20 protein-coding genes are annotated in these 24,588 nt (G+C 56.9%); 6 read left to right on the top strand and 14 right to left on the bottom strand.

Annotated elements, in window-relative coordinates:
- Positions 1-172: 172 nt before the first annotated feature.
- The gene (locus K0B93_RS04540) at positions 173-778 is read right to left on the bottom strand and encodes a DNA polymerase ligase N-terminal domain-containing protein (protein ID WP_219866080.1); all 606 of its coding nucleotides are present in this window, start codon (positions 776-778) and stop codon (positions 173-175) included.
- Between the two features lie 166 nt (positions 779-944).
- On the opposite strand from K0B93_RS04540, the gene K0B93_RS04545 reads away from it, so the two are divergent.
- Both K0B93_RS04545 and lpxH read left to right on the top strand, forming a co-directional pair.
- Complete coding sequence (locus K0B93_RS04545; protein ID WP_219866081.1) at positions 945-1,454, top strand: peptidylprolyl isomerase; 510 nt, start codon at positions 945-947, stop codon at positions 1,452-1,454.
- Complete coding sequence (gene lpxH / locus K0B93_RS04550; RefSeq protein ID WP_219866082.1) at positions 1,451-2,176, top strand: UDP-2,3-diacylglucosamine diphosphatase; 726 nt, start codon at positions 1,451-1,453, stop codon at positions 2,174-2,176. The genes K0B93_RS04545 and lpxH overlap by 4 nt, the downstream gene beginning before the upstream one ends.
- A 36-nt stretch (positions 2,177-2,212) precedes the next feature.
- Here the strand turns inward: lpxH and K0B93_RS04555 are convergent, their stop codons facing one another.
- From K0B93_RS04555 to K0B93_RS04575, 5 genes are all read right to left on the bottom strand, one after another.
- On the bottom strand, positions 2,213-2,923 hold the full coding sequence (locus K0B93_RS04555) for an amino acid ABC transporter ATP-binding protein (protein ID WP_228743304.1): 711 nt from the start codon (positions 2,921-2,923) through the stop codon (positions 2,213-2,215).
- Positions 2,924-3,021: 98 nt separating this feature from the next.
- The gene (locus K0B93_RS04560) at positions 3,022-4,107 is read right to left on the bottom strand and encodes an amino acid ABC transporter permease (protein ID WP_219866083.1); all 1,086 of its coding nucleotides are present in this window, start codon (positions 4,105-4,107) and stop codon (positions 3,022-3,024) included.
- On the bottom strand, positions 4,107-5,294 hold the full coding sequence (locus K0B93_RS04565; protein WP_219866084.1) for an amino acid ABC transporter permease: 1,188 nt from the start codon (positions 5,292-5,294) through the stop codon (positions 4,107-4,109). Before K0B93_RS04565 ends, K0B93_RS04560 begins: the two co-directional genes overlap by 1 nt.
- A 90-nt stretch (positions 5,295-5,384) precedes the next feature.
- Positions 5,385-6,410 (bottom strand): amino acid ABC transporter substrate-binding protein, encoded by a 1,026-nt coding sequence (locus tag K0B93_RS04570; protein ID WP_219866085.1) that lies wholly within the window; start codon positions 6,408-6,410, stop codon positions 5,385-5,387.
- A 261-nt stretch (positions 6,411-6,671) separates the two neighbouring features.
- On the bottom strand, positions 6,672-7,565 hold the full coding sequence (locus K0B93_RS04575) for a hypothetical protein (protein ID WP_416383193.1): 894 nt from the start codon (positions 7,563-7,565) through the stop codon (positions 6,672-6,674).
- A 195-nt stretch (positions 7,566-7,760) separates the two neighbouring features.
- On the opposite strand from K0B93_RS04575, the gene K0B93_RS04580 reads away from it, so the two are divergent.
- On the top strand, positions 7,761-8,813 hold the full coding sequence (locus K0B93_RS04580) for a 2-dehydropantoate 2-reductase (RefSeq protein WP_219866086.1): 1,053 nt from the start codon (positions 7,761-7,763) through the stop codon (positions 8,811-8,813).
- Positions 8,814-8,827: 14 nt separating this feature from the next.
- Here K0B93_RS04580 and K0B93_RS04585 read toward each other — a convergent pair whose 3' ends face one another.
- Complete coding sequence (locus K0B93_RS04585) at positions 8,828-9,220, bottom strand: acyl-CoA thioesterase (RefSeq protein WP_219866087.1); 393 nt, start codon at positions 9,218-9,220, stop codon at positions 8,828-8,830.
- A gap of 262 nt (positions 9,221-9,482) precedes the next feature.
- On the opposite strand from K0B93_RS04585, the gene K0B93_RS04590 reads away from it, so the two are divergent.
- Complete coding sequence (locus tag K0B93_RS04590) at positions 9,483-10,058, top strand: outer membrane protein (RefSeq protein WP_219866088.1); 576 nt, start codon at positions 9,483-9,485, stop codon at positions 10,056-10,058.
- A gap of 65 nt (positions 10,059-10,123) precedes the next feature.
- On the opposite strand, the gene K0B93_RS04595 is transcribed toward K0B93_RS04590, so the two are convergent.
- A complete protein-coding gene (locus tag K0B93_RS04595; RefSeq protein WP_219866089.1) occupies positions 10,124-10,894 on the bottom strand; it encodes a ferredoxin--NADP reductase in 771 nt (256 codons plus the stop codon).
- A 143-nt stretch (positions 10,895-11,037) separates the two neighbouring features.
- Here K0B93_RS04595 and K0B93_RS04600 point away from each other — a divergent pair, with 143 nt between their 5' ends.
- Positions 11,038-11,919: a LysR substrate-binding domain-containing protein gene (locus K0B93_RS04600; protein WP_219866090.1), complete on the top strand. Its 882-nt coding sequence runs from the start codon at positions 11,038-11,040 to the stop codon at positions 11,917-11,919.
- A 1-nt stretch (position 11,920) separates the two neighbouring features.
- On the opposite strand, the gene K0B93_RS04605 is transcribed toward K0B93_RS04600, so the two are convergent.
- Complete coding sequence (locus K0B93_RS04605; protein ID WP_219866091.1) at positions 11,921-12,526, bottom strand: tRNA-(ms[2]io[6]A)-hydroxylase; 606 nt, start codon at positions 12,524-12,526, stop codon at positions 11,921-11,923.
- A gap of 193 nt (positions 12,527-12,719) precedes the next feature.
- Here K0B93_RS04605 and acnB point away from each other — a divergent pair, with 193 nt between their 5' ends.
- Positions 12,720-15,314, top strand: coding sequence for a bifunctional aconitate hydratase 2/2-methylisocitrate dehydratase (gene acnB, locus K0B93_RS04610; protein WP_219868028.1), 2,595 nt, complete (start codon positions 12,720-12,722; stop codon positions 15,312-15,314).
- Positions 15,315-15,421: 107 nt separating this feature from the next.
- On the opposite strand, the gene K0B93_RS04615 is transcribed toward acnB, so the two are convergent.
- From K0B93_RS04615 to putA, 5 genes are all read right to left on the bottom strand, one after another.
- A complete protein-coding gene (locus K0B93_RS04615) occupies positions 15,422-16,168 on the bottom strand; it encodes a sulfite exporter TauE/SafE family protein (RefSeq protein WP_219866092.1) in 747 nt (248 codons plus the stop codon).
- A 13-nt stretch (positions 16,169-16,181) separates the two neighbouring features.
- Positions 16,182-18,329 carry a TRAP transporter permease gene (locus K0B93_RS04620; RefSeq protein ID WP_219866093.1) on the bottom strand — a complete coding sequence of 716 codons (2,148 nt, stop codon included), beginning with the start codon at positions 18,327-18,329 and terminating at the stop codon, positions 16,182-16,184.
- A gap of 2 nt (positions 18,330-18,331) precedes the next feature.
- Positions 18,332-19,339, bottom strand: a complete 1,008-nt coding sequence (locus K0B93_RS04625) for a TAXI family TRAP transporter solute-binding subunit (RefSeq protein ID WP_219866094.1) — start codon at positions 19,337-19,339, stop codon at positions 18,332-18,334.
- Between the two features lie 232 nt (positions 19,340-19,571).
- The gene (gene putP, locus K0B93_RS04630) at positions 19,572-21,065 is read right to left on the bottom strand and encodes a sodium/proline symporter PutP (RefSeq protein WP_219866095.1); all 1,494 of its coding nucleotides are present in this window, start codon (positions 21,063-21,065) and stop codon (positions 19,572-19,574) included.
- 178 nt (positions 21,066-21,243) lie between these two features.
- Complete coding sequence (gene putA / locus K0B93_RS04635) at positions 21,244-24,423, bottom strand: bifunctional proline dehydrogenase/L-glutamate gamma-semialdehyde dehydrogenase PutA (protein WP_219866096.1); 3,180 nt, start codon at positions 24,421-24,423, stop codon at positions 21,244-21,246.
- Between the last annotated feature and the right edge of the window lie 165 nt (positions 24,424-24,588).

Below are 24,588 nucleotides of genomic sequence, written 5' to 3' on the forward strand. Positions count from 1 at the left end.
ATAGGGGCTTGTCTGCCCGCTTGGCAATCACCCCTTCCCAACTTTTTGGCAGGCCTCGCGGTAGTATGCCAGGCCGTCTTCGTTACGATGGTCGGTAAAACGAAGGGGACCCGCGAACTACAGTCACTTCGTGAGCAGTTGCCGGTCGCCGCGGGAAAGGCGGTCAGGCCAGTCAGTCATCGCCCCCTCCTTCTTCAGCTGCAATCCTGGCCATGGATCGGCCTGTCTTCACGGAATCGGGTTCGGTGGAAACGGGGTTGCGACGGGCATCGGCGGCCTGATCATCCATCTTGATCAGCAACCACTGAGGCTTATTACTGCCTTGCATCCGCTTTAATGCGTAGCCCCCACTGAGCTTTTCGCCCTGGAGCCAAACTTCCACCAGGCCATCCTCCAGCGACGCCTCCATGCTTTTTGAGTCACGACCCTTTTCAGCACGGAGGTTACGATAGGTCCCGGTATCCCAGACCATTACTGTGCCCGCCCCATACTCTCCAGCCGGGATGCAGCCCTCGAACTGTGCATAATCCAGAGGATGATCTTCTGTCTGGATTGCGAGACGTTTGTCAGCAGGATTGGTCGAAGGCCCCTTGGGAACAGCCCAGGACACCAGAACCCCTTTTACTTCCAGCCGGAAATCATAATGAAGGCTCGACGCATCGTGTTTCTGGATAACGAACCTCCGCCCTCCCCGGGACGAACCTGAACTCCCGCGCGGCTCCGAGGTACGCTTGAAATTCCTCTTTTTGCGATAACTCGACAGGCGATCTCCAGTCATTCTGCCTCCTCCACCGCTCGCTCTTTCTGCCCGCAACCCTGGGGCCTGATAATACGATGGCCAGCGTCGAGAAATCCGGAGCCGGGTCATGCACAGTACTCGACTCTCCAGTACAATAAGCCTAGCAATTTTTCTACGATCCATAACGACCTAACAGGAACCACGAATGATTCTGCTGAAAACCAATCACGGTGACATCAAGCTGGAACTGGACTACGACAAAGCCCCGGAAACAGCTAAGAACTTTGAACAATATGTGCGCGATGGCTTTTACGATGGCCTGATTTTCCACCGTGTGATCAGCAACTTCATGGTTCAGGGGGGCGGCTTCGAGCCCGGCATGACACCCCGAAAAACCCGGGAGCCGATCAAGAACGAGGCCGACAACGGCCTAAGCAACATGCAGGGCACGGTGGCCATGGCGCGGACTATGGATCCACACTCCGCCACCGCCCAGTTCTTTATCAACGTTGAAAACAACGGTTTCCTGGACCATACCGCCAAGAACGCAGAAGGCTGGGGTTACTGCGTCTTTGGTAAGGTTGTCGAGGGCATGGACACGGTCAATCAGATTCGCGCGGTACGCACCACCATGCAAGCCGGCCACCAGGACGTCCCCGCCGACGACGTCGTTATCGAAAAAGCCGAAGTTCTGGAGGACGGAGGCACAGCGTGACCATGCTGTTCATCTCCGACCTTCACCTGGAGGAGTCGCGGCCGGATATTACCGAGGCTTTTCTGGATTTCCTGACCAATAAGGCGATGGGTGTGGAAAGACTCTACATCCTGGGCGACTTTTTCGAAGCCTGGATTGGTGACGACGAGCGTACTCCGCTTCAGGAGAAGGTGGCGTCCGCCTTGAAGGAAGTGAACGAAAGCGGCACCGCAATCTTCCTGATGCATGGCAATCGGGACTTTCTGATTGGGGAAGATTTCTGCAACCGAGCCGGTGCCACGCTGCTGGATGACCCCACCGTGGTGGACCTGTACGGCACCCCTACCCTGCTTATGCACGGGGACAGCCTTTGCACGGCCGACGTGGAATACCAGAAATTCCGAGCCAACATGCGCAATCCTCAGTGGCAGCAAATGATTCTGCAGCGGCCCCTGGCCGACCGACAGCAGATGGCCCGTCAGTTACGGGAAATCAGCATGGCCAAGAATCAGGGCAAGGAAGAAACCATCATGGACGTCACTCCGGAAGAAGTGGTGAAAGAAATGGAGGCGCATGGGGTCCAGCGGCTTATCCACGGCCATACCCATCGTCCCGCAGAGCATCAACTGGAGGCCAACGGCCAACCGGCGAAACGGATTGTGCTCGGGGACTGGGACAAGAACGTGTGGTGGCTGGAGGTAGGGCCCGGCGAGGAGCCGGTACTGGATAAGTACCCCATCTAATGCAAAAGGCCGGGCAATTGCCCGGCCTTTTTGGTCTTAGTGCTGCAGAATCTGCTTGAGGAATTTCTGGGTTCGCGCTTCCTGCGGATTGGTAAAGAACTCGTGCGGAGGTGCCTCCTCCACAATTTCGCCGCCATCCATGAAGATCACCCGGTCTGCCACGGTCTTCGCAAAGCCCATTTCATGGGTTACGCAAAGCATGGTCATGCCACTTCCCGCCAGCTCAATCATGACGTCCAGCACTTCCTTGATCATTTCCGGATCGAGTGCCGACGTCGGCTCATCAAACAGCATGATTTTCGGTTTCATGCACAGTGCCCGGGCAATGGCAACACGCTGCTGCTGGCCACCGGAAAGCTGACCCGGGAATTTATTGGCCTGGTCCGGGATCTTGACCCGCTCCAGGTATTCCATGGCCGACGCTTCCGCTTCCTTGCGCGGTATCTTACGCACCCAGATCGGGGACAGGCAGCAGTTCTCCAGAACCGTGAGATGCGGGAACAGGTTAAAATGCTGGAACACCATGCCCACTTCCCTGCGCACCGTGTCGATGTGACGCACGTCGTCCGTCAGTTCCACTTCGTCCACGATGATCTTGCCTTGCTGGTGCTCTTCCAACCGGTTGAGACACCGGATGAAGGTCGATTTACCAGAACCGGACGGGCCACAGATGACGATGCGCTCGCCCTGCTTAACGTTCAGATTAAGGTCCTTGAGGACGTGAAAATCACCATACCATTTGTGCATCCCTTCAACCCGGATAATGTCAGGCTTCTGGCCCGCCTCACTCCGAGGGGAAGACTGTGTTTCAGAAGTTTGGGTCTGTTCTGTCATTGGATTACCCATCAGGTTTTGTGACCGGTGTCGAGTTTGCGTTCAAGTTTCTGGCTGTACTGGGATATGCCGAAGCAGAACACCCAGAAGCAGAAGGCCACGAAGACATACCCCTCCACGGCAACGTTCTGCCAGGCCGGGTCTGTTACGGTTGACTGAACCGTACCGAGAATGTCGAAAAGGCCGATGATCAGGACCAGCGTGGTGTCCTTGAACAGGGCAATGAAGGTATTCACGATGCCGGGAATCACCAACTTCAGCGCCTGTGGCAGGACGATGAGCCCCATCTTGCGCCAGTAACCCAGCCCAAGTGCATCTGCAGCCTCGTACTGCCCACGCGGAATGGCCTGCAAGCCCCCGCGGATAACCTCGGCCATGTAGGCCGATTGCCAAAGGGTTATACCAATCAGCGCCCTCGCCAACTTCTCAAAGTTCATTCCTTCGGGCAGGAATAACGGCAGCATGACTGACGCCATGAACAGCACCGTAATCAACGGCACTGCGCGCCACACTTCAATGAAGACGACACACAGTCCTCGAATGATTGGCATCTCTGAACGCCGTCCAAGCGCCAGCAGGGTCCCTATGGGGAGAGACGCAATGATCCCGATGTAGGCGAGGATCAGCGTCAGCATCAACCCGCCCCACTTGGTACTTTCTACCTGCTCAAGGCCAAAGCTCCCGCCCGGAATGAGGAAGAAGCCAATCAATGGCAGACCGGTCATCCCGAAAATGCCAAGCCACTTCCGCCCCGGAAAACGTTCAATGAACTGGGGAACGAAAGACACTGCCAGCAGCAGGAACATGAAGTCCACGCGCCACTGCAGTTCATCCGGGTAAAACCCGTAGATAAAGAAATTAAGACGCTGGTTGATAAACAGCCAGCAGGCACCTGCCCCACTACAGTCACTAGGGTCACTGCCCTGGAAATTGGCATCAAAAAATACCCAGTTCAGCAACGGCCCGACGCTGGTAACAATCAGGTAACCGACCACGACGGTCAGCAGCGCGTTGTACCAGGTGGAAAAAAGATGCTGGCGCATCCAGTTGACCGGACTGAGCACTTTCTTGGGAGGTTTCATCGTAGACTCAGTCATCATCGCTCCTTAATCGCCACGGCCCGGTTGTAGATATTCATGAACAGGGAGATCAGCAGACTAATAGTCAGGTAGACCGCCATTGTCATCGCCACGACCTCAACTGCCTGTCCGGTCTGGTTCAGGGTCGTGCCCATGAAGACGGCAACCAGATCGGGATAACCGATTGCGGTTGCGAGCGAGGAGTTTTTCACCAGGTTCAGATACTGGCTCGTCAGCGGAGGAATGATGACCCGCATTGCCTGGGGGATAACCACCAACCTCAGGGTCAGACCGTGCGGAAGCCCTAGCGCTTTGGATGCCTCGGTCTGCCCCTTGCTGACCGACAGTATGCCGGAACGAACGATTTCCGCGATAAAGCTCGCGGTGTAAAGGGACAAGGCAATCCACAACGCGGCCAGCTCCGGAATGATAGTGATACCACCGCCGAAGTTGAAGCCTTTGAGCGCCGGAATTTCCCACTCCAGAGGTCTGCCCGCCACGAGATACGAGATGATCGGCACCAGCACGAGAATGGCAACGCCAACCTTGAAGGTTGGGAAGATCTGGCCGGTAGCCAGCTGCCGCTTCTTGGCCCAGAGGCGAATCCCGATCACTGCCGCGATGGCCGCAAGAACGCCTCCCCAAACCAATCCGAAACCGTCCTGAGTCAGTGGTTCTGGAAGATACAGTCCGCGGTTATTCAGGAACAGGGTGCCACCCACATCGACGCTTTGTCGGGGAGACGGCAGATTGCTCAGGACCGCGAAATACCAGAAGAAAATCTGGAGCAGCAGTGGAATATTACGGATGACTTCGATGTAGGCCAGCGAGATTTTGGCAACCAGCCAGTTGCTCGAAAGACGCGCGATACCGAGCACGAAACCCAGGATCGTTGCCGCCACAACACCCATTGCAGACACAAGAAGGGTGTTCGTGAGACCTACCCAGAAGGTTCGTCCGTAGGACATGGTGGCATCGTAGGGCACAAGGTGCATGATGATGCCGAAACCGGCCGACTCCTCGAGGAATCCGAAACCGGTGCTGATACCGCGGCTCTCCATATTCGAGAGCGTGTTGTCGACGAGTGTCCAGCCACCCCAGAAGACCAGAGTTATAGCGACAACCTGGAAGAAGAGCGAGCGTACCCGAGGGTCATACCAGGGTTTTGGGCCCGCGGGTCTTGAATCAATGGTTTGTTTTTTCATGCATTTTCCCGGAAAGCTTCCCTGCAGTTAACGTCATCAGAGATAACAGCGGGCGCCCCGGATAGGGGCGCCCGCATACGCTTTCAGGTTTTACCGTACCGGCGGAGCATACATGATGCCGCCTTCGGTCCACAGGGCGTTGAGGCCACGATCAAGCCCGAGCGGCGTGTCCGGGCCAACGTTGCGATCGTACATCTCGCCATAGTTACCGACGTGCTTGATAACCTCGTAACCGAAATCGTGCTGAAGACCAAGCTTGGCTCCCATGTCGCCTTCAGTACCCAGCAAGCGCTGGATATTCGGGTTGTCGGACTTGAGCATATCGTCAACATTGGCACTGGTTACGCCCAGCTCTTCGGCGTTGATCTGAACAGACAGCACCCATTTCACGATGTTGAACCACTGGTCGTCGCCCTGACGGACCACCGGACCCAACGGCTCCTTGGAGATGGTGTTCGGCAGGATCTTCGCGGAACTCGGATCCGCCAGCTTGGAGCGCAGAGCGGCCAACTGTGAACGGTCGGATGTCAGCACATCACAGCGACCTGCGGAGAAGCCCTGAACAGTCTGCTCTGAGGTATCAAACACGATTGGCTTGAATTCCATGCCTTTGGCGCGGAAATAGTCGGACAGGTTCAGTTCGGTGGTCGTACCGGACTGGATACAAATGGTGGCGCCATCCAATTGGGTGGCATCATCAACACCAATCCCTTTGTTGATCAGGAACCCCTGACCGTCATAGTAGTTAACGCCTGCGAAATTCAGACCCAGGGAAGCGTCGCGAGTGAGCGTCCAGGTTGTGTTCCGGGACAGCATGTCGATTTCACCTGACTGGAGGGCGGTGAACCGCTCCTTTGCCGTCAGCGGAGTAAATTCAACCGACTTGGAATCGCCGAAGATGGCAGTGGCGACGGCGCGACAAGTATCCACGTCAATGCCGGTCCAGTTGCCTTCTTCATCAGGCTGGGAGAACCCGGGCAGACCGCTAGTCACACCACACTGGAGGTGCCCCTTATCCTTCACATTTTCCAGCGTCGTTGCGGCCATTGCACCTGTGGCCGTGAAAGCGCCCACTGTCAGTGCCATTCCCAGGGCAATCGATTTCGTCTTTTTCATTATCGGATCTCCGAACTTCGGTTGGTTGCTTCGCAATGGTTGTCAGCAAATTGTGAGCCATGCAAGCTAGGTTATTGATTCATTGTACTTATTTTCAATTTACCAGCCTCAATTCTCGCCTCAGCAAGCAATAAAAGTCAAACCGGCACCGAAATGGCGCATCGAGCCTGATTCCGTGCCCTGTCCTGAAGCAAGATTAACGGACCGTACCCTTACAAAGTAGAACAAAGTTCGAGATTTCAACTAGTTTTTACGAAATTTTTATGTGGACGCTCTCATTTCTGCCGGTTCCTTGTAGGTCTCCAGTCGCTTCAACCAGCCCTCTAGCCAACGTTCCCTTTCAATCGGATTTTCGGCATTCTCAGCCCGGCGGGTCAGTACATCCGCCGCCGCCTTCCGAAAACGGGTCAGTGCCGTCTGGTCAGGCGATTGTTTCTCCATGGCAAGGAGTACCTGCAGCAGCCCCCAGCCCTGTCCATGGTATTGCTCCATCTGCGAAAGGCCCTCGCCTTTGAAATTGACGTAATCCATCAGCGCATAGATTCCTCCGGGGGTCGCCGTCAGGGATTTAAGTCGATTCCTTACGGCCTCCTGCTTTTCCTCCGGTGCAGCAGCGACAACATCGGTCAGCGACTGTTTGGCACGGCGGACAATGAACTCGGCCTGTAGGCCCTGGGTACCGGCGAGGAATTCCCGCAGCTCTGCCATTTCCACGGAGTCTTCGGAGGCCAGGTACGCCTCGCGATCCGGCCAGGGTGCGTCAAAAGGTTCCAACTCCCGCAACCACTCAGGCACGGAAGCCTGCCGCTGCATCATGTACTGGATAAGCGCTGGAAAGCTCTCGACGAAACGTTCCTCCACGCCCCTGGGATACCAGATGAAATGCCCGATCCCCAATGACGGAAACTTTTCCCCCACATTCCAGTGCACGAGACAGTCGAGCTGACCCGCACATTCGTTGCGGAAAATCTGAGCTCCAACCCAATCCATCTGGGCCGCTTCAAGCGTTATGGAGACATCGGGTTCGTCGGATTCCGCCTCGGCGTCGGCCTGCATTTCCGGGGGTTGATAACCGACCTTCTCTTCCCGTGCATCGCACCCCGTCAGCACCAGAACCGCAATCGCGCAAAACCACACACTCTTTGCCAAAGCCACGAAAATACCTCTTCCTCTGTACCGTTCGGAAGCGACCAACAATCTCTCCCGGTTGAATTCAAGACGCTTAAGTATGGAACAGTCGTGATTACCGGGGGACAGAATTTGGCTTACGAAATTGAAATAAACCGCATTGACTTATCAGGAGGTGCCAGACACTCTTCACGGTGTCATAACAAAAACAACGGATTCATCATGGTACAGGCCACTTCTTCCCGCTCTTCCTCTCCTCGTATTGTCGTGTTCGGGGCAGGCAGCGTGGGCTGTTATGTGGGCGGCCGACTGATATCCGGGGGCGCAAACGTGGTTATGATCGGCCGCGCCCGGATCGGTCAAACCCTGAAAAAACATCCACTGGTAGTCACGGATTACCAGAGCTTCGAATTTCAGACGCAACTCACGCCCGAGCAGTTCACGGAGGATCCCGCGCAAGTTGCTGAAGCCGACCTGGTTCTTGTGACGGTAAAGTCTGCTGCCACAACCGAGGCGGCGCTGACGCTCGCCAGGCACCTCAAGCCTGGGACGCCTGTAATCAGTCTGCAGAATGGCATTTCGAATGCGGAAGAACTTCGTCAACACCTGCCCAATGCTCGGGTGTGTGCCGGCATGATTCCGTTCAATGTCGTCCAGAAAAGCCCCGGACACTTTCATCACGGTACCGAAGGTCATCTGATGGCGGAGCGAGACGACAGCCTCGACGCTTTTCTGCCGCTATTTGAACTATGCGGCCTGCCACTGGAACTCCGTGACGACATGAAATCGGTGATGTGGTCCAAGCTCCTGCTCAATCTGAACAACCCGATCAACGCCTTGTCCAATGTGCCTTTGCTGGAAGAGTTGTCCGATCGCTCCTATCGACGCTGCCTGGCAGCGGCCCAGCGCGAAACCCTGAGCCTTATGGGACACGCGGGCATTGACACGATCAAGCTAACAGCGATTCCAATGCGCCTGGTGCCCGTCGTGATGAGCCTGCCCGACTGGCTGTTCAAGCGACTGGCAAGCCGCATGCTGGCCATTGACCCGATCGCCCGGTCGTCTATGTGGGAGGACCTGGAAGCCGGCCGGCCAACTGAGGTGGATTGGATCAACGGTGAAGTCGTCAGGCTGGCCGAGACCCTGAACAAGTCGGCGCCGGTAAACCGGCGCCTGACGGAGCTCGTGCATGAATGCGAGAAAACCCGCAGACGCTGGCCGGGGGACGAGCTACTGGCAGAACTTCGGGCCGCACTGCGCAAAGCGAATTCCTGAACGCTCCCGACGCCTCAGTTGATCAGGTGCTCTGACAGTTTTGCCCGGATGTCATCCGGAATCGGCAGGGCTTTCTCAGTGTCATAATTGAAGTGGATCAGCACCGCGACGCCGCGCGCAATCTGCTTGCCGTTCTGCCAGGCTTCCTGAACCACGTGAAATGACGAGTTGCCGATCTTGCCAATGCCGGTCCGGAGCTGTACCGGCATGTGCCAATAGCTTTGGGCCAGCAAGTCGACCTCAAGGCGCGCAATGATCAGCGGCCAGCCTTCCACGTCGAGGCTTGGGTGAAAGATCTTGAACACCGGCGTTCTTGCCTGCTCAAACCAGATTGGCAACGCGGTGTTACTGATGTGACCCAGGGCATCCGTGTCGCTGAATCGGGGTTCAATTTCCAGTTCAAACATCGCATTTTCCTGTCGTGAAAACCGGGCATTATACACCGCCCGGCAAGACCTCCGAAACGCAAGGACCTGCGATGTAAGTAGAGGCTGATCAGTCCGGATACCGTGCACCCCGATGCGTAACACTTCACACGCTGCGCAAAAATTACGATTCCTTTTCAATATCTTACAAGATTCATGTCGATTGTATTCCGGGCCTGCTATAGGGTTCGCCTGCGCCCCGTAATCGGATGTGCGTCAATAAAAAGTAATTCAAGGAAACACTATGAAAAACGTTCTGATCTGTTCAGCGCTGACCGCTGCCCTGGCATCCGGATATGCTCACGCAGACAACCACAGCAGCAATGGGAGCGCCATCAGCGGCCAAAGTCTGGTTGAGAATGGCTATGTAGAAGCACGGCTCGGCTTCGCGGATGTGGGGCTTGATGATAGTGCAATCGTTGTTGCAGGCACCTTCGGAACCAGCTTGGCCCACGTTTACCCTGGGCTGGGCGCTGAAGCCGATCTGACTCTTACGGCAGTCGACGCTGAATCAAACTATTTCGGCGGCAAAGTCGAAGCGAGCTATGCGTCACTGGCCGGTTATGCAACCTATACCTATAGCCTGGACAAGCAGATCAAGGACCTCGAAGTGCTGGGACGCCTTGGGCTGGCGTACACGGATGCCGAAGCATCAGCCAGCAATGGCAGCGCAACCGCATCTGCAGATGACTCCAGCATTGACATCGCCATCGGTATCGGCGCTCGGTACAACCTCCGCGACAATCTGGCACTGGTTGGACGACTGGATACCTACGAGGATATCGACGTATTCAGTGTCGGTGCGACCTTCCGGTTCTGACAGGTAGAAATAAAAAAACCGGAGCCCTGCTCCGGTTTTTTCTCAATAACACCGCCGCCGGTATTTCACTGCTCGACGAAGGCCCGCTCAATGACGTAGTGGCCCATTTCTCCACCACGGGCTTCCTTGAATCCCATCTTGTTGAGAATGGCACAGGTATCCTTGAGCATGCTCGGACTGCCACAGATCATGAAGCGGTCGTTCTCCGGATCGAAGTCCGGAAGACCAAGGTCCCGGGTAATCTTTCCGGTTTCCATGGCATCAGTCAGACGACCCTGATTACGGAAGTCTTCGCGGGTGACCGTCGGGTAGTACTCAAGCTTACCTTTGACCATCTCGCCGAAAAATTCGTTCTCCGGCAGCTCTTCGATCTCGCTCTGATAGGCCAGCTCGGACACGTAACGGACGCCGTGGGTCAGGATGACCTTATCAAACGCTTCGTAAACCTCCGGATCCTTGATAATACTCATAAACGGCGCAAGGCCGGTACCGGTGCTGATCAGCCAAAGATTCTTGCCTGGCAACAGGTTATCCAGAACCAGCGTGCCCGTGGGTTTGCGGCTGACCAGAATCTCGTCCCCCACCTGAATCTTCTGCAGGCGCGATGTCAGCGGGCCGTCCTGAACCTTGATGGAAAAGAACTCCAGTTCTTCCTCGTAGTTGGCACTGGCGATGCTGTAGGCACGCATCAGGGGCTTGCCGTCGGTTTCCAGGCCAATCATCACAAAATGGCCGTTCTTGAAACGGAATCCCGGATCACGGCTGGTCTTGAAGCTGAACAGGGTGTCGTTCCAGTGGTGTACGCTGGTCACTGTTTCTTTGATCAGGTTGCTCATGTAAACCTCGTCCTGTTCGGGTCGCTTTTCACTGCGAAAGTTTCAACTTTAAATTGCCTAAAGTGTAACCCACCACTAACCTATCGGGAAAATGGGATATTCTCATAACCTTATTCGGCCCAATCGATTTAGAGCGTTTTCTTATGAAATACAGCTTTCGCCAACTGGAAGTTTTTCTGGCTGCCGCGCATTTCCAGAACATTACCCGCGCCGCCGAATCCCTGGCCATGTCCCAGTCCGCCGCCAGCAGCGCGCTGAAGGAACTGGAAAACCAGTTTGATATTCAGCTGTTCGATCGCGTGGGCAAGCGACTGCAGCTCAATGAACTCGGGCGCCTTTACCGGCCGAAAGTGGAGGCTGTACTGGCGCAGGCCAAAGAGCTGGAGCGAGCGTTCAGTAAACACTCCGAAGTGGGCGCCCTGAAGGTCGGAGCCACGCTGACTATCGGTAACTATTTGGCCGTGGGCGTCATGGCCCAATACATGAATACCCCTACCCACCCAAGGGTATCCCTGGAGGTCGCCAACACCAGCACCATTGCCCGACGGGTCCGGGATTTCGAACTGGACATCGGTTTGATCGAGGGTGAGCTCCACTCCTCCGAACTGGAGGTTCTGCCCTGGCGCGGAGACGAGCTGGTGGTTTTCTGTTCCCCCAGCCACCCGCTGGCCAACAAGACGTCCCTGAACGATGACGATCTGCGTGAAGCCACCTGGATCATGCGCGAGCAGGGCTCCGGCACCCGGCAAAGCTTCGAACGGGGCATGCACGGTCTGCTGTCCGATCTGAACGTCTTGCTGGAGCTGGAGCACACCGAGGCGATCAAGCGGGCGGTGGAAACCAACCTTGGCATCGGCTGCCTTTCCGAGGTGGTCCTTGAGGACGCTTTCAGACGTGGCAGCCTGGTTCCGCTAAAAGTGCCCGAGCACCGGCAATTCGACCGTCAGTTCTACTTCATTCTTCACAAGCAAAAATATCGCAGCGCCGGGATTGACGCGTGGATGGAGCTGTGCCGAAAACTCTGACTTACTGCACCGGGCCGCTGTGAAAACGGAACTCGGTGTCCGGCTCGATAATCAGTCGATGCTCAATTTCAAGGAACTCCCGGACACGATCCGTCACAGGCCCTCCATTCGCCTGCTCTGCCAGCCTCAGGTAATCCTGGTAGTGACGGGCTTCAGATTTCAGCAGGCTGTTGTAGAAATCGGCCAGCGTGTTGTCGAGATGCGGCGCCAAGGTTGCAAAGCGCTCGCATGAACGGGCCTCGATAATGGCACCGACAATCAGGACATCCACCAGACGCCCCGGATCCTCCGCCCTGACCTCCTGCCGCAGGCCTGCCGCGTAGCGCGCGGGAGTCAGATGGCCATACTCTACGCCCCGCTTCTTCATGATTGCCAGCACCTGTTCGAAGTGCCGGAGTTCTTCCCGTGCCAGCCGGGACATCTTGTTCAGCAAGTCGGTGTTATCAACGTAACGGTACATCAGGCTCAACGCCGTGGATGCTGCCTTCTTTTCACAGTGGGCGTGATCAATCAGCATAAGATCCTGATTGGCCAGGGCGTTGTCGATCCATTGCTGCGGCGTACGGCACGGCAGGAACGCGTGAATCTCTTGCAGGGCTTCGGTCATGTCGATATGGGGCTGGTGAGTTGGACGGCGGAGTATAGCGCATGTATCAGAACACTCCGACCTCTGTCCATCTTAACTTTATAAGGGGTTTCCTATAGAATGCAGCGCCAGTTTAAGGCCTTTCCGCCATAAAACTCCCGCCGGGCTCTATAGCCAAGGGCGCGGGACATTCCAACTGATGAGGGTCCATATCGTGTTAGAAGCCTATCGTGAACACGTTGCAGAACGTGAAGCTCTGGGTATTCCTCCCAAGCCGCTGAACGCCGAACAAACCGCCGCTCTGGTTGAACTGCTGAAAAACCCGCCGGCCGGTGAAGAAGAAACTCTCGTTTATCTTCTGGAAAACCGCATCCCGCCAGGCGTGGACGAAGCAGCATACGTCAAAGCCGCGTTCCTTACCGCCATCGTCAAGGGCGAAGCCAGTTCTCCGCTGCTGAGCAAGCAGAAAGCTGTTGAGCTGCTGGGCATGATGCAGGGGGGCTACAACATCGCCACCCTGGTCGACTTGCTGGACGATGCCGAGCTGGCCGAACTGGCCGGTGAAAAGCTCAAGCGCACCCTGCTGATGTTCGATGCCTTCAACGACGTGAAGGAAAAAATGGACGCCGGCAATGCCGTCGCCAAGGCCGTTGTTGAATCCTGGGCCAACGCCGAGTGGTTCACCAACAAGAAGAAGGTTCCCGAGAGCACCAAGATGGTGGTCTTCAAGGTGACCGGCGAAACCAACACCGACGACCTGTCTCCGGCTCCGGATGCCTGGTCCCGTCCGGACATCCCGCTGCACGCCCGCGCTGCCTATAAAATGGAGCGCGACGGCCTGAAGCCGGAAGAGCCGGGTATCACCGGCCCTATGAGCCAGATCGACGAAATCAAGTCCAAGGGGCTGCCCGTGGCATTCGTCGGTGATGTGGTCGGTACCGGCTCCTCACGTAAGTCTGCCACCAACTCCGTTCTGTGGTTCTTCGGTGAAGACGTCCCGGGCGTTCCGAACAAGCGTGCCGGCGGTGTCTGTATCGGCAACAAGGTTGCCCCGATCTTCTTCAACACCATGGAAGACGCTGGCGCCCTGGTATTCGAAGCCCCGGTCGACGACCTGAACATGGGCGACGTTATCGATATCCGTCCGTACGAAGGCAAGATCCTGAACGAGGCCGGCGAGACCATCTCCGAGTTCAGCTTCAAGTCCGACGTGATCCTGGACGAAGTTCAGGCCGGCGGCCGTATCCCACTGATCATCGGCCGTGGTCTGACCGCCAAGGCACGCGCTGCACTTGGCCTGGGTGCGACCGACATCTTCCGTCTGCCGAAAGACCCGGAAGCTGGCACCAAGGGTTTCACCCTCGGCCAGAAGATGGTTGGCAAGGCGTGTGGCCTTGAAGAAGGCCAAGGCGTTCGTCCCGGCACTTACTGCGAGCCGCACATGACGACTGTCGGTTCCCAGGACACCACTGGCCCGATGACCCGTGACGAACTGAAAGACCTGGCGTGTCTGGGCTTCCAGGCAGACCTCGTTATGCAGTCCTTCTGCCACACAGCGGCCTACCCGAAGCCGGTAGACGTAGAAATGCAGCACACCATGCCAGACTTCATCCAGACCCGTGGCGGTGTTGCCCTGCGTCCGGGCGACGGTATCATCCACTCCTGGCTGAACCGTATGCTGCTGCCAGACACCGTGGGTACCGGTGGTGATTCCCACACCCGTTTCCCGATGGGCATCTCGTTCCCGGCTGGTTCCGGTCTGGTTGCCTTCGCAGCTGCCACCGGCGTAATGCCGCTGGACATGCCCGAGTCGGTACTGGTTCGCTTCAAAGGTGAAATGCAGCCGGGTATTACCCTGCGCGACCTGGTACACGCCATTCCCCTGTACGGCATCAAGCAGGGCATGCTGACCGTGGAGAAGAAGGGCAAGATCAACGAATTCTCCGGTCGCATCCTGGAGATCGAAGGTCTGGAGCACCTGACAGTCGAGCAGGCATTCGAGCTTTCTGACGCCTCCGCAGAGCGTTCTGCAGCCGGCTGTACCATCAACCTGTCTGAAGATTCCGTGGCTGAGTACCTGCGCTCCAACATCACCATGCTGCGCTGGATGATTGCTGAAGGCTACGGCGACCCGCGTACCCTGGAGCGTCGTGCCAAGCAGATGGAAGAATGGATTGCCGATCCGAAGCTCATGCGTGCCGACAAGGACGCCGAGTACGCCCACGTGGTGGAAATCGATCTGGCCGACATCAAAGAGCCGATCGTGTGCTGCCCCAACGACCCGGACGACGCCAAGTTCCTGTCCGAAGTCGCTGGCGACAAGGTCGACGAAGTATTCATCGGTTCCTGCATGACCAACATCGGTCACTTCCGTGCCGCCGGCAAACTGCTGGCGCAGAACAAGGAGCCCCTGAAGACCCGCCTGTGGATGTCCCCGCCCACCAAGATGGACCAGGCCCAGCTGATGGAAGAAGGTTACTTCAACATCTACGGCACCGCCGGTGTTCGCACCGAAATGCCGGGCTGCTCCCTGTGCATGGGTAACCAGGCTCGCGTAGCTGCGAAGAGCACCGTGCTGTCTACCTCCACCCGTAACTTCCCGAACCGACTGGGCGACGGTGCCAACGTGTACCTGACCTCTGCGGAACTGGCTGCGGTTGGTGCGGTTCTGGGCAAACTCCCGTCTCCGGCGGAGTACATGGAGTACGCCAAGGACCTGAACAGCATGTCGAAAGAGATCTACAAGTATCTCAACTTCGACCAGATGGAGAACTACACCAGCAAGGCATCTGAGGCAAACGTCGCTTAAGATCCAACCTTTGCGGTTTAGCTCCATAAAAACGCCAGCCTTCGGGCTGGCGTTTTTTTATGCCCCAATCACGCTCGCTTTCCCAGTCGAACACCCATTTTCAGCTATCAGTAAAGAATCAGTCGTACAAGAATCGCCGCCACCATCACCAACGTGATCGCCTTGACCCAACGCGCACCCTGCTTACTCATGTTGACCCGGGTCGCTATGAAGGCGCCGGTAACGTTGCCCAGCGCCAGGGTCAGGCCTACACCCCAGCGCACCTGATCGTTGATGGCAAACACCACAAGCGCCGCGAAGGTGAAAGGCAAGACAATGGAAACCTTGAGGACGTTCACCTGTCGCAGGTCAATTTTGAGCATATGGTAAAGGACAACGATGAAAAGCACGCCGACGCCCACCTGGATAAACCCGCCATACATCCCAACAAAAAACATCGCGACATAGATGGCCGGGCTCAAACGATCGGTTGTCAGAGGGCGGGTATCAAGAGCTGGCTGAGGCAATAACATGAACACCGAGGCGCCGATCATGGCCGAGACCAGAACCACCTGGAACACCGCATCCGGCACCCAGGTGGCAACCCAGGCCCCCAGCAACGATCCCAGCACTGCGGGCACCGCCAGGCGCAGGCTCACCAGCAGGTTGCCGTGCCCCATGCGGGAAAAACTGCCCACTGCGGTGATACTTTGCAGGGTAATAGCCACGCGGTTGGTGCCATTGGCCACCTGCGGTGGCAGGCCAAGAAACATCAGCAACGGCAGGGTCAGCATGGACCCGCCGGCCGACAGCACATTGATAAAGCCTGCGATTCCTCCAAGCGCCATCAACGCCAGCATTTCCAACAGCGTCATGGTCCGGCTTCCGTCATGCGGTGGCGGGATTGGCTACCCGGCTGCCCTGGCGACTACTCCAAGCAAAGGCAACGATGAAAATCAAAAGGCCGGCCACATCCAGCATTATCTGGCCATGGGGCCAGAGCATGAGCACTCCGATCGGAAACATCAGCAAACGCACAAGCGGATTGAGAGGATGCTCCAGATACCCCTCAAGCCCCGCTACGATGGCGTAGACGCCAAATAGCGCAAAACAGAACACCTGAAGCATCTGGTCAAATTCTCCGGTGATCAGCGGTGAATAGGCAAACAGCAACGGTACGATGTAAAGCCCTTTGGCAAGCTTCCATGCTGTAAAGCCAGTGCGCATCTGAGGCGTGCCGGCGATGGCGGCGGCGGCGAAGGCCGTCAGGCACACCGGCGGTGTCACATTGGAATCCTGGGACAACCAGAAAATCACCATATGGGCCGCCACCAACGCCATCGACAGGGTTGCCGGCGACAGAGCCTGCTCCAACAATTGATTGCTGAAGGTGTCCGGAACCAACGCCAGCAGCTGTTTTGCGCTGGCCAGATCCATGGGCGCATTCAGTAACTCCATTTTATCCGGTGCGGCCAGCATAAAGATCGACTTGGCCTGTTCCGGCAGCTTGCCGTTCATCACCAGCTCCAATAACTGGCTTTCGGCAATCAGGTTGTAGATCGCCGGCGCCGACAACGTGGCCAGCACGATGTAGGCCGCCGTCACCGGCAATCCCATGCCCAGGATCAGCGATGCCAGTGCCACCAGGACAATGGTAATGAGCAGGCTGCCGCCGGCCCAGTCGGTAATCATGATTGAAAAGGTATTACCGATGCCCGTGGTCGAGACCACCATCACAATCAGTCCCACGGTAATCAACAGAATTGCGGTGGTGGTGATGTTACGGGACCCCATCACCAGAGCTTCCAGAATGTCCTTCGGCCCCATCGGATACTTCGATACCCAGGACGCAACGATCACCGAGAGAATAGCAATACCGGCCGCGTAGGTGGGCGTGAAGCCATAGATCAGCGCTGCCACCAGCACCACAAGTGGCAGCAGGAAATGCCAGCCATCCTTGAGCACTTCTTTTAGACTAGGCGCATCAGCATCGTCCAGCTTGACGGCGTGGCTGCGCTTGGCTTCGATCCGAACAAACATGGCCACTGACAGAAAATACAGCAGGGCCGGCAACGCGGCGACCGAAATGATGGTGAGATAGGACACCTGGGTATAAGAGGCCATGATGAACGCACCTGCCCCCATCACAGGTGGCATCAACTGGCCACCGGTCGAGGCTGCAGCTTCTACACCGGCGGCAAACCGGGCCGGAAAACCGGCCTTCCGCATCAGCGGAATGGTGATCACACCAGTGGATACGGTGTTAGCGACGCTGGAACCGGACACCGAGCCCATCAGCCCCGAGGAAAACACCGCCACGAAGCCCGGACCACCTACAAAGCGACCAGCGGCGCACCGGGCCAGTTCGATAATGAAATCACCGGCCCCGGACTTCACCAGGAAGGCCCCAAACAGGATGAACATGAACACATAGGTCCAGGAGATTCGGGCGATCGAGCCCAGCATGCCCTGTCCCCCAATGTAGGAGCGGAATAGGACAGTTTCCCAAGTCAGCCCCGGAAAGTTGAAGATCCCGTCTACGTATTGCCCCCACCAGGCGACATAGGACAAGGCCAGGATACACAGCATCGGGATAAACCAGCCCACGGTACGGCGAGCAAATTCGAGAATCAGCAGCACCGCTGTCACGGAGAAGATCCAATCGCCCTTGCTGAAGTTGACCCCGCGCTCATAGAGCGCGTTTTCGAACAGCATTAAGTAGGCAGCACAGGCTAACGCTGCAAGCCCAAGGAACACATCCACGCCCAGCACGGCTCGTTGTCCAGTCACAGAGTGCGCCTTCAGCATGGGGGTGGTGAGCGCACAGATCAGGCCAAACAGGCCGAAGTGCAAAGCAGATGTCCACAACTCGGAAAGCGTGGACACGGTATTGAAGTACAAATGGATCAGCGACGTTGCGATGGCCAAACCAAAAATCACCGGTCCGAGGAGCCGGTGATCAAGGCGTTGGCTGGCGTCGCTGGCGCTTTCGTCGCGAACCTCAATGCGAGGTTCGCTGGTTGATTGCTCTGCCACGTTTATTCCGCGATCAGTCGCTCGGGAATGTCGAGGCCCTGCTCACGGTAGAAACGCGCAGCACCAGGGTGCAGCGGCATAGGCAGACCAGCGATAGCCCTCTCCAGTGCCATGGCCTTGGTGGCCGGATGAATGTTGTTCAGGAATGGCAGATTGGCGTAGATGGTCTTGGTAATCTGATAGACATCTTCTTCCGGGACATCGGCGCGCGCCGCCATGATATTTGGCTGGGCAATGGTGTTGATGTCCTTGTCCTGATTCGGATAGGTGCCGGCCGGAATGGTATACGGCGTCCACAGCTCAAAGTCGCTGTTGACCTGAGCCAACTGCTCGGGGGTAAAGTTCAATGTGGCAATTTCGTCGCCAAGGTTGGCATATGCACGAGTCACCGCCGAAGCGGGTACACCCGCCGGAATATTCATTCCGTCGATATTTCCGTTCTGCATCGCATCGGCACTCGGACCGTAGCCGAGATAGGCAATATCCACCTGCTCCAGATCAATGCCCACCTTACCAAGGATGAAACGGCCCGAGCCTTCGGTTCCAGAGTTACGGGCACCGATGGAGAAGCCTTCACCGTACAGGTTGGTCATATCCGAAATGGTGCCAGTCTTCACGACGCTGTCACGCAGGACAAAGTGTTCGACGTTTTGCCACAGCATTGATACTGAGCGCAGGTTCTTGTAAGCCTTGGGGACTGGCCCTGTACCGTTCCAGGCGTAGGCGCCGTATAGCCCTTGAAGAATGCCGAACTGGATCTGCCCTTCGTCCATCAGCTTGAGGTTCTCACCAGAACCTGCCGAACTGATGGCAGAAACAGAGATATTGGTTTGCGGTTCGAGTTTTACCTTGACCAAAGTGGAGATGGCCACGCCAACCGGGTAATAGGTGCCACCGGTGGTGGCCGTGCCCATCACGTAATTGCCTTCGGCCTGCACGCTGGCCGACAGCGAAACGGCAGCTGCGGCGACCACGCCCACAGCAGATTTACACAGACTTTTCCGGTTCATAAGTCCTTATCCTCATATGCTTATTGTTATTTCGAGACATTTCCTAACAAGTAATCAAGGTAGCGCTTAGACGAAACGACTGCCAGCAACACAGCGCCACCTTCGACCTATGTACTAGAGGTTCCTGGCAAGGGTCTGGACCGGAACCAAAAAAAAGCCCCCGTCATTGCTGACGAGGGCTTTCGCTTTTACCTACCCGGCGTTCGCTGTTCAGCCCGGCCGGGGCGGTCAGTTACGGCAGGTTGTGATAGCGAGCCTTGATGGCCTTATCGAAACCAGCCAGGATCTCGGCGTGCGGCTTATCACCAAACTTGGAGACAAGCACGATCGCAATGGTGGCAAAGATGAAGCCCGGAATAATCTCGTACAGGTCGAGAAGACCGCCGGACATATTGCCCCAGACTACGACTGTCGCGCCACCCACAATGATACCGGCAATTGCGCCGTTGCGGGTCATTTCACGCCAGAACAGCGACAGAATCAGTGCCGGACCGAAGGCCGCACCGAATCCGGCCCAGGCGTATGACACCAGTTCCAGGACCTTGCTGTCGGGGTTGAGGCCCAGAATACAGGCAATGACCGCGATGCCGACAACGGCAAACCGTCCGACCCAGACCAACTCTTCCTGCGAGGCTTCCTTACGGAACAGTGCCTTGTAGAAATCTTCCGCCAGCGCGGAGGAAGATACGAGCAACTGGGAGTCCGCTGTACTCATGATGGCCGCAAGGATGGCCGCCAGCAGGATACCGGCAATGACCGGATGGAACAGGGCATCAACGAGCAGCATGAAAGCGCGCTCACCGTCATCCAGCGGAGTCTCGAAATAGCCGATGGCGGCGAAACCACACAGCAGGGCGCCCAGCAGGCCGAGACCACTCCAGGTCACGGCAATACGGCGCGCCGCAGGTACGTCATCCTCGCTCCGAATAGCCTTGAAGCGCGCAAGAATGTGCGGCTGGCCGAAGTAACCCAGGCCCCACCCCAGCAGGGACAGGATCGAGAGGACACCCAGAGCCGCGCCATCCGTGCCCGTAAAGGCATTGAGGAACTCAGGATTCTTCGCTTCCATCGCGGCTGTCGTTGCACTCCAGCCACCGTCAGCATTGATCGCCATGATCGGCACGAGCAACAGAGCTGCAAACATCAACAGGCCCTGAATCACATCGGTCCAGGTCACGGCCAGGAAGCCACCAAAGAAGGTGTACGAAACCACCGCAATGGTGCCGACAATCACGGCAACCGTGTAATCAAGCCCGAATACCGTTTCAAACAGCTTGCCCCCTGCTACCAGACCGGAACTGGTATAGAACAGGAAGAACATCAGGATGAAAAAGGCACTCACCACACGCAGGATGCGACTGGTGTCATGGAAGCGGTTCTCGAAGTACGACGGCAGCGTAAGCGAGTCTCCAGCGGACAGCGAATAGGTACGCAGGCGGCTGGCAACAAACAGCCAGTTCAGCCAGGTACCTGCCAGCAGGCCAACGGCAATCCAGATGGCCTCGTAACCGGCCGCGTATGCGTAACCGGGCAGGCCCAGCAAAAGCCAACCACTCATGTCGGACGCGCCGGCACTGATTGCAGATGGCAGGGGGCCAAGACTACGGCCACCCAGGATGTAATCGGAAAGATTAGAAGTGCGTTTCCAGGCTACATAGCCGACGCCAAGCATCAGCATAATATAGGCCAGGAACGTAATACTGATCCCAACACTGTTTCCTATCATTTCGGTTTTCTCCCCGTGCGCTATCTGGGTTGTTTATTGTTGGCTTTGGAACGGCTCTCCTTCTGCACCCTGCGGACAGGATGAGAGGGACAACCCTGAGACGGAAACCTGACACCCGAAGGCGCCAGATACCCGAATTCTAGACGACATCCGTGTCGTTACTATACTTTTGTAATTCCTAAACTTTTTCAATGCCTAGTGACAACAGCGACGCATTGCCCCCCACAGCCGTGGTGTTGATGGTCCTGGTTCGCTCGGTTGCAAACCGCTGCAGGTAGTGTGGCCCGCCTGCTTTCGGACCAGTACCGGACAGCCCCAGACCACCAAACGGCTGCACACCAACGACCGCACCTATTTGGTCACGGTTGATGTAGCAGTTACCGACTTTGGCACGTTGTTCAATCCAGGCGGCGGTCGATTCGCTGCGACTGTGGATACCAAGCGTCAGGCCATACCCGGCGCCATTGATCTCCTCCATCACCGCATCCAGCAGCTCGGCCTTGTATCGGATCACATGCAGAACGGGCCCGAAGTGTTCCGACTTCAGATCGTCCATGCGCGAGATACCGTAGGCTGACGGCGCCACAAAATGCCCCACCGAACACGATGGCGGCAACGGCGAACGGGCGATAAAGCGGGCAGACTGTTCGAGCTCGTTGAGATGCTCCTGCAGTCCCTTCCGGGCCTCGGCGTCGATCACCGGACCGATGTCGGTGCTGTATTTCTCCGGGTTACCCACGGACAGTTCCCGCATGGCACCCGCCAGCATCGACTCCACCCGCTCGGCAACGTCCTCCTGAAGATACAACACCCTCAGCGCAGAGCACCGTTGACCCGCACTGGCAAAGGCAGAATGAAGCACATCACGAACCACCTGCTCCGGAAGCGCGCTGCTGTCCACAATCATTGCGTTCTGGCCGCCGGTTTCGGCAATCAGCGGCACAATCGCACCCTCACGCTGGGCCAGCGTGCGGTTGAGCAGCCGCGCCACCTGAGTAGATCCGGTGAAGGCAACTCCGGCAATCCTGGGGTCCGGGGTCAGTTTGCCGCCAAGTTTTGCGCCATCACCGGGTAACAGTTGAATTACATCGGGTGGAAAGCCAGCCTCGAGCATCAGCTCAACAGCACGACCCGCCACCAGGCTCGTTTGCTCGGCCGGCTTGGCAATGACGCTGTTGCCGGATACCAGAGCCGCCATGATCTGGCCGGTAAAAATAGCCAGTGGGAAATTCCAGGGGCTGATGCACAGGAAGACGCCCCGCCCTTCCATGTAAAGTTCATTGCTTTCCCCGGTCGGCCCGGGCATGGCAATGGCATCGCCGAAACGGGCCTGGCCCTGTATCGCGTAGTAGCGGCAAAAATCCACGGCCTCTCGGACCTCATCAATGCCATCCTGCAGGTTTTTTCCCGCTTCCCGGCAACAAATGGCAATGAGTTCAGCCCGGTTTTTCTCGAGCAGATCGGCATAGGCTTCAAGACACCGCGCCCGCTCTTGGACCGGGCGGGCGTTCCAGGGACCAAAGCCGTTGCGTGCGACCGCGAGCGCTTCCTCAGCATGCCGTTCACTGGCGAATACGACCGATCCAACCAAGCGAGAGTTGTCATAGGGCGAGCGGACCTCGACGCGCTCGCCGTCGATATGGCGAGTTCCGCCAATGATGGGCCCGGCAGTCCAGCTCTGCCCCCCCCATTGGTCGAGACCGCTCAGCAGGAAGGCGAGATCCGTCTCAACCTGAATATTCAGGCCCCGGGAATTGATGCGCTCCTGTCCATAAATGTCCGTAGGTGCAGGAATTCGGTCGTTCGGCATGGACTCGTATTTCAGCAACTCCTGAACGGGATTCTGGACCAGTGCCTCGATCGGCGTCGCAGCGTCCACAAGCCGGTGAACAAACGACGAATTTGCTCCGTTTTCCAGCAGCCGCCGGACCAGATACGGCAGCAAGTCCTTGTGGGCTCCAACCGGCGCGTAGATGCGCACGGGAATGTCGTTATCCTTGAGGATGCTGTTGTAGAGTGCGTCCCCCATGCCATGCAGCCGCTGGAATTCGATCTTGCGCTCGCGATTTCTGGCCATAACCAACACAGAGGCAACGGTATGGGCATTGTGACTGGCCAGCTGCGGATAAAGCGCACCATCGGTGTAGTCACTCAATAGATACCGCAGGCAGGCCAGGTAGGATGTGTCCGTCGCTTCCTTGCGGGTAAACACCGGGTAACTCGTCAGGCCCAACTGCTGACAGATTTTGATTTCAGTATCCCAGTAGGCACCTTTGACCAGCCGGATCGGGATTTCATCGCCCTGCTCTTTTGCCAGTTTGGTCAGCCAGCACAATGCCGGCAGGGCGCGCTTGGAATACGCCTGGACAACCAGCCCGAAGCCGCCCCACCCTTTGGCAGCACTGGACGAAAAAACTTTTTCAAAAAGCTTCAGCGAGATCTCCAGCCGATCCATCTCTTCCGCATCAATCGTGATGGACACATGCCTTTCACGCGCAAAGGTCACGAGATCGCGAACGGTGAGATACAGCTCCTTGAGAACTCGCTCCTCCTGGGCGTATTCATAGCGGGGATGAAGAGCGGAAAGTTTGATCGAAATAGAAGGCCGGGGCTCACGATGACCGGGAACCGAGTCAGCGCCCACCGATTCGATGGCTTTCATATAGTCATTCAGGTAGCGGGCGGCGTCCTCTGCGGTCAGCGCCGCTTCCCCCAGCATATCGAAGGAATAGGTGTAGCCCATCTCACGATAGTCCCGGGCATTCCTGAGCGCTTCATCAATGTCTCGGCCGAGGACAAACTGTTTCCCCATGATGCCCATCGCCCGGTACATCGCACTGCGTATGACTGGCTCTCCGCTGCGCTTCACCAGTCGTTTCCAGACGCTGGACGGGGACCCGTCCAGGCGCTTATCCATCTTCACGACCCGCCCTGTCAGCAATAACCCCCAGGTAGAGGCGTTGACCAGCGTCGACTCACTGCGTCCCACGTGCTTCTGCCAATCCGCCACAGACATCTTGTCGTGAATCAGGGCATCGGCCGTGTACTTATCGGGAATGCGCATCAGCGCTTCGGCCAGGCACATCAGCAAGATGCCTTCCTGAGTATCGAGGCTGTATTCCTGCAACAGCGCGTCAATCATATGGACAGCATCGTCCTGTTCACGCACCTTGGCAATCAATCCGGTAGCGGTTTCGGTGATCGCCCGATCTTCAGCCGCATCACTCTGAGCAAGTGCGATCAGCTCCTGCAGGTACCCGGCTTCGTCCACAGCATAGTTCGCAACCAGGCCCTGCCAGAAGACAGATCGGGGCTGCTCCTGGAAGGCAGGCTCTAGAACCTTGCTCGCGTGAAACATGTCGGCACCTGTTATGAATGTCCGGTTTTGGCCGGCATCCGGTTCGTGATTACAGCGTCATCACACTGGCGCAAAAAGGCCTGCAACTCTGACGAATTAAGTTACCGTTTAACTTAGTATTACTACGGACCCGCGGCTTACAAAATCCTACGATTCTTTTATAAA

Source organism: Marinobacter sp. F4218, from assembly GCF_019443085.1.
GTDB classification, from domain to species: Bacteria; Pseudomonadota; Gammaproteobacteria; order Pseudomonadales; family Oleiphilaceae; genus Marinobacter; species Marinobacter albus.

Excerpts from the sequence above, each read along its gene's own strand:
- K0B93_RS04540 (WP_219866080.1), bottom strand. The coding sequence starts at position 778 with ATGACTGGAGATCGCCTGTCGAGTTATCGCAAAAAGAGGAATTTCAAG.
- K0B93_RS04545 (WP_219866081.1), top strand. The coding sequence starts at position 945 with ATGATTCTGCTGAAAACCAATCACGGTGACATCAAGCTGGAACTGGAC.
- K0B93_RS04555 (WP_228743304.1), bottom strand. The coding sequence starts at position 2,923 with ATGCACAAATGGTATGGTGATTTTCACGTCCTCAAGGACCTTAATCTG.
- K0B93_RS04560 (WP_219866083.1), bottom strand. The coding sequence starts at position 4,107 with ATGACTGAGTCTACGATGAAACCTCCCAAGAAAGTGCTCAGTCCGGTC.
- K0B93_RS04565 (WP_219866084.1), bottom strand. The coding sequence starts at position 5,294 with ATGAAAAAACAAACCATTGATTCAAGACCCGCGGGCCCAAAACCCTGG.
- K0B93_RS04570 (WP_219866085.1), bottom strand. The coding sequence starts at position 6,410 with ATGAAAAAGACGAAATCGATTGCCCTGGGAATGGCACTGACAGTGGGC.
- K0B93_RS04580 (WP_219866086.1), top strand. The coding sequence starts at position 7,761 with ATGGTACAGGCCACTTCTTCCCGCTCTTCCTCTCCTCGTATTGTCGTG.
- K0B93_RS04585 (WP_219866087.1), bottom strand. The coding sequence starts at position 9,220 with ATGTTTGAACTGGAAATTGAACCCCGATTCAGCGACACGGATGCCCTG.
- K0B93_RS04590 (WP_219866088.1), top strand. The coding sequence starts at position 9,483 with ATGAAAAACGTTCTGATCTGTTCAGCGCTGACCGCTGCCCTGGCATCC.
- K0B93_RS04595 (WP_219866089.1), bottom strand. The coding sequence starts at position 10,894 with ATGAGCAACCTGATCAAAGAAACAGTGACCAGCGTACACCACTGGAAC.
- K0B93_RS04600 (WP_219866090.1), top strand. The coding sequence starts at position 11,038 with ATGAAATACAGCTTTCGCCAACTGGAAGTTTTTCTGGCTGCCGCGCAT.
- K0B93_RS04605 (WP_219866091.1), bottom strand. The coding sequence starts at position 12,526 with ATGACCGAAGCCCTGCAAGAGATTCACGCGTTCCTGCCGTGCCGTACG.
- K0B93_RS04615 (WP_219866092.1), bottom strand. The coding sequence starts at position 16,168 with ATGACGCTGTTGGAAATGCTGGCGTTGATGGCGCTTGGAGGAATCGCA.
- K0B93_RS04625 (WP_219866094.1), bottom strand. The coding sequence starts at position 19,339 with ATGAACCGGAAAAGTCTGTGTAAATCTGCTGTGGGCGTGGTCGCCGCA.
- putP (WP_219866095.1), bottom strand. The coding sequence starts at position 21,065 with ATGATAGGAAACAGTGTTGGGATCAGTATTACGTTCCTGGCCTATATT.
- putA (WP_219866096.1), bottom strand. The coding sequence starts at position 24,423 with ATGTTTCACGCGAGCAAGGTTCTAGAGCCTGCCTTCCAGGAGCAGCCC.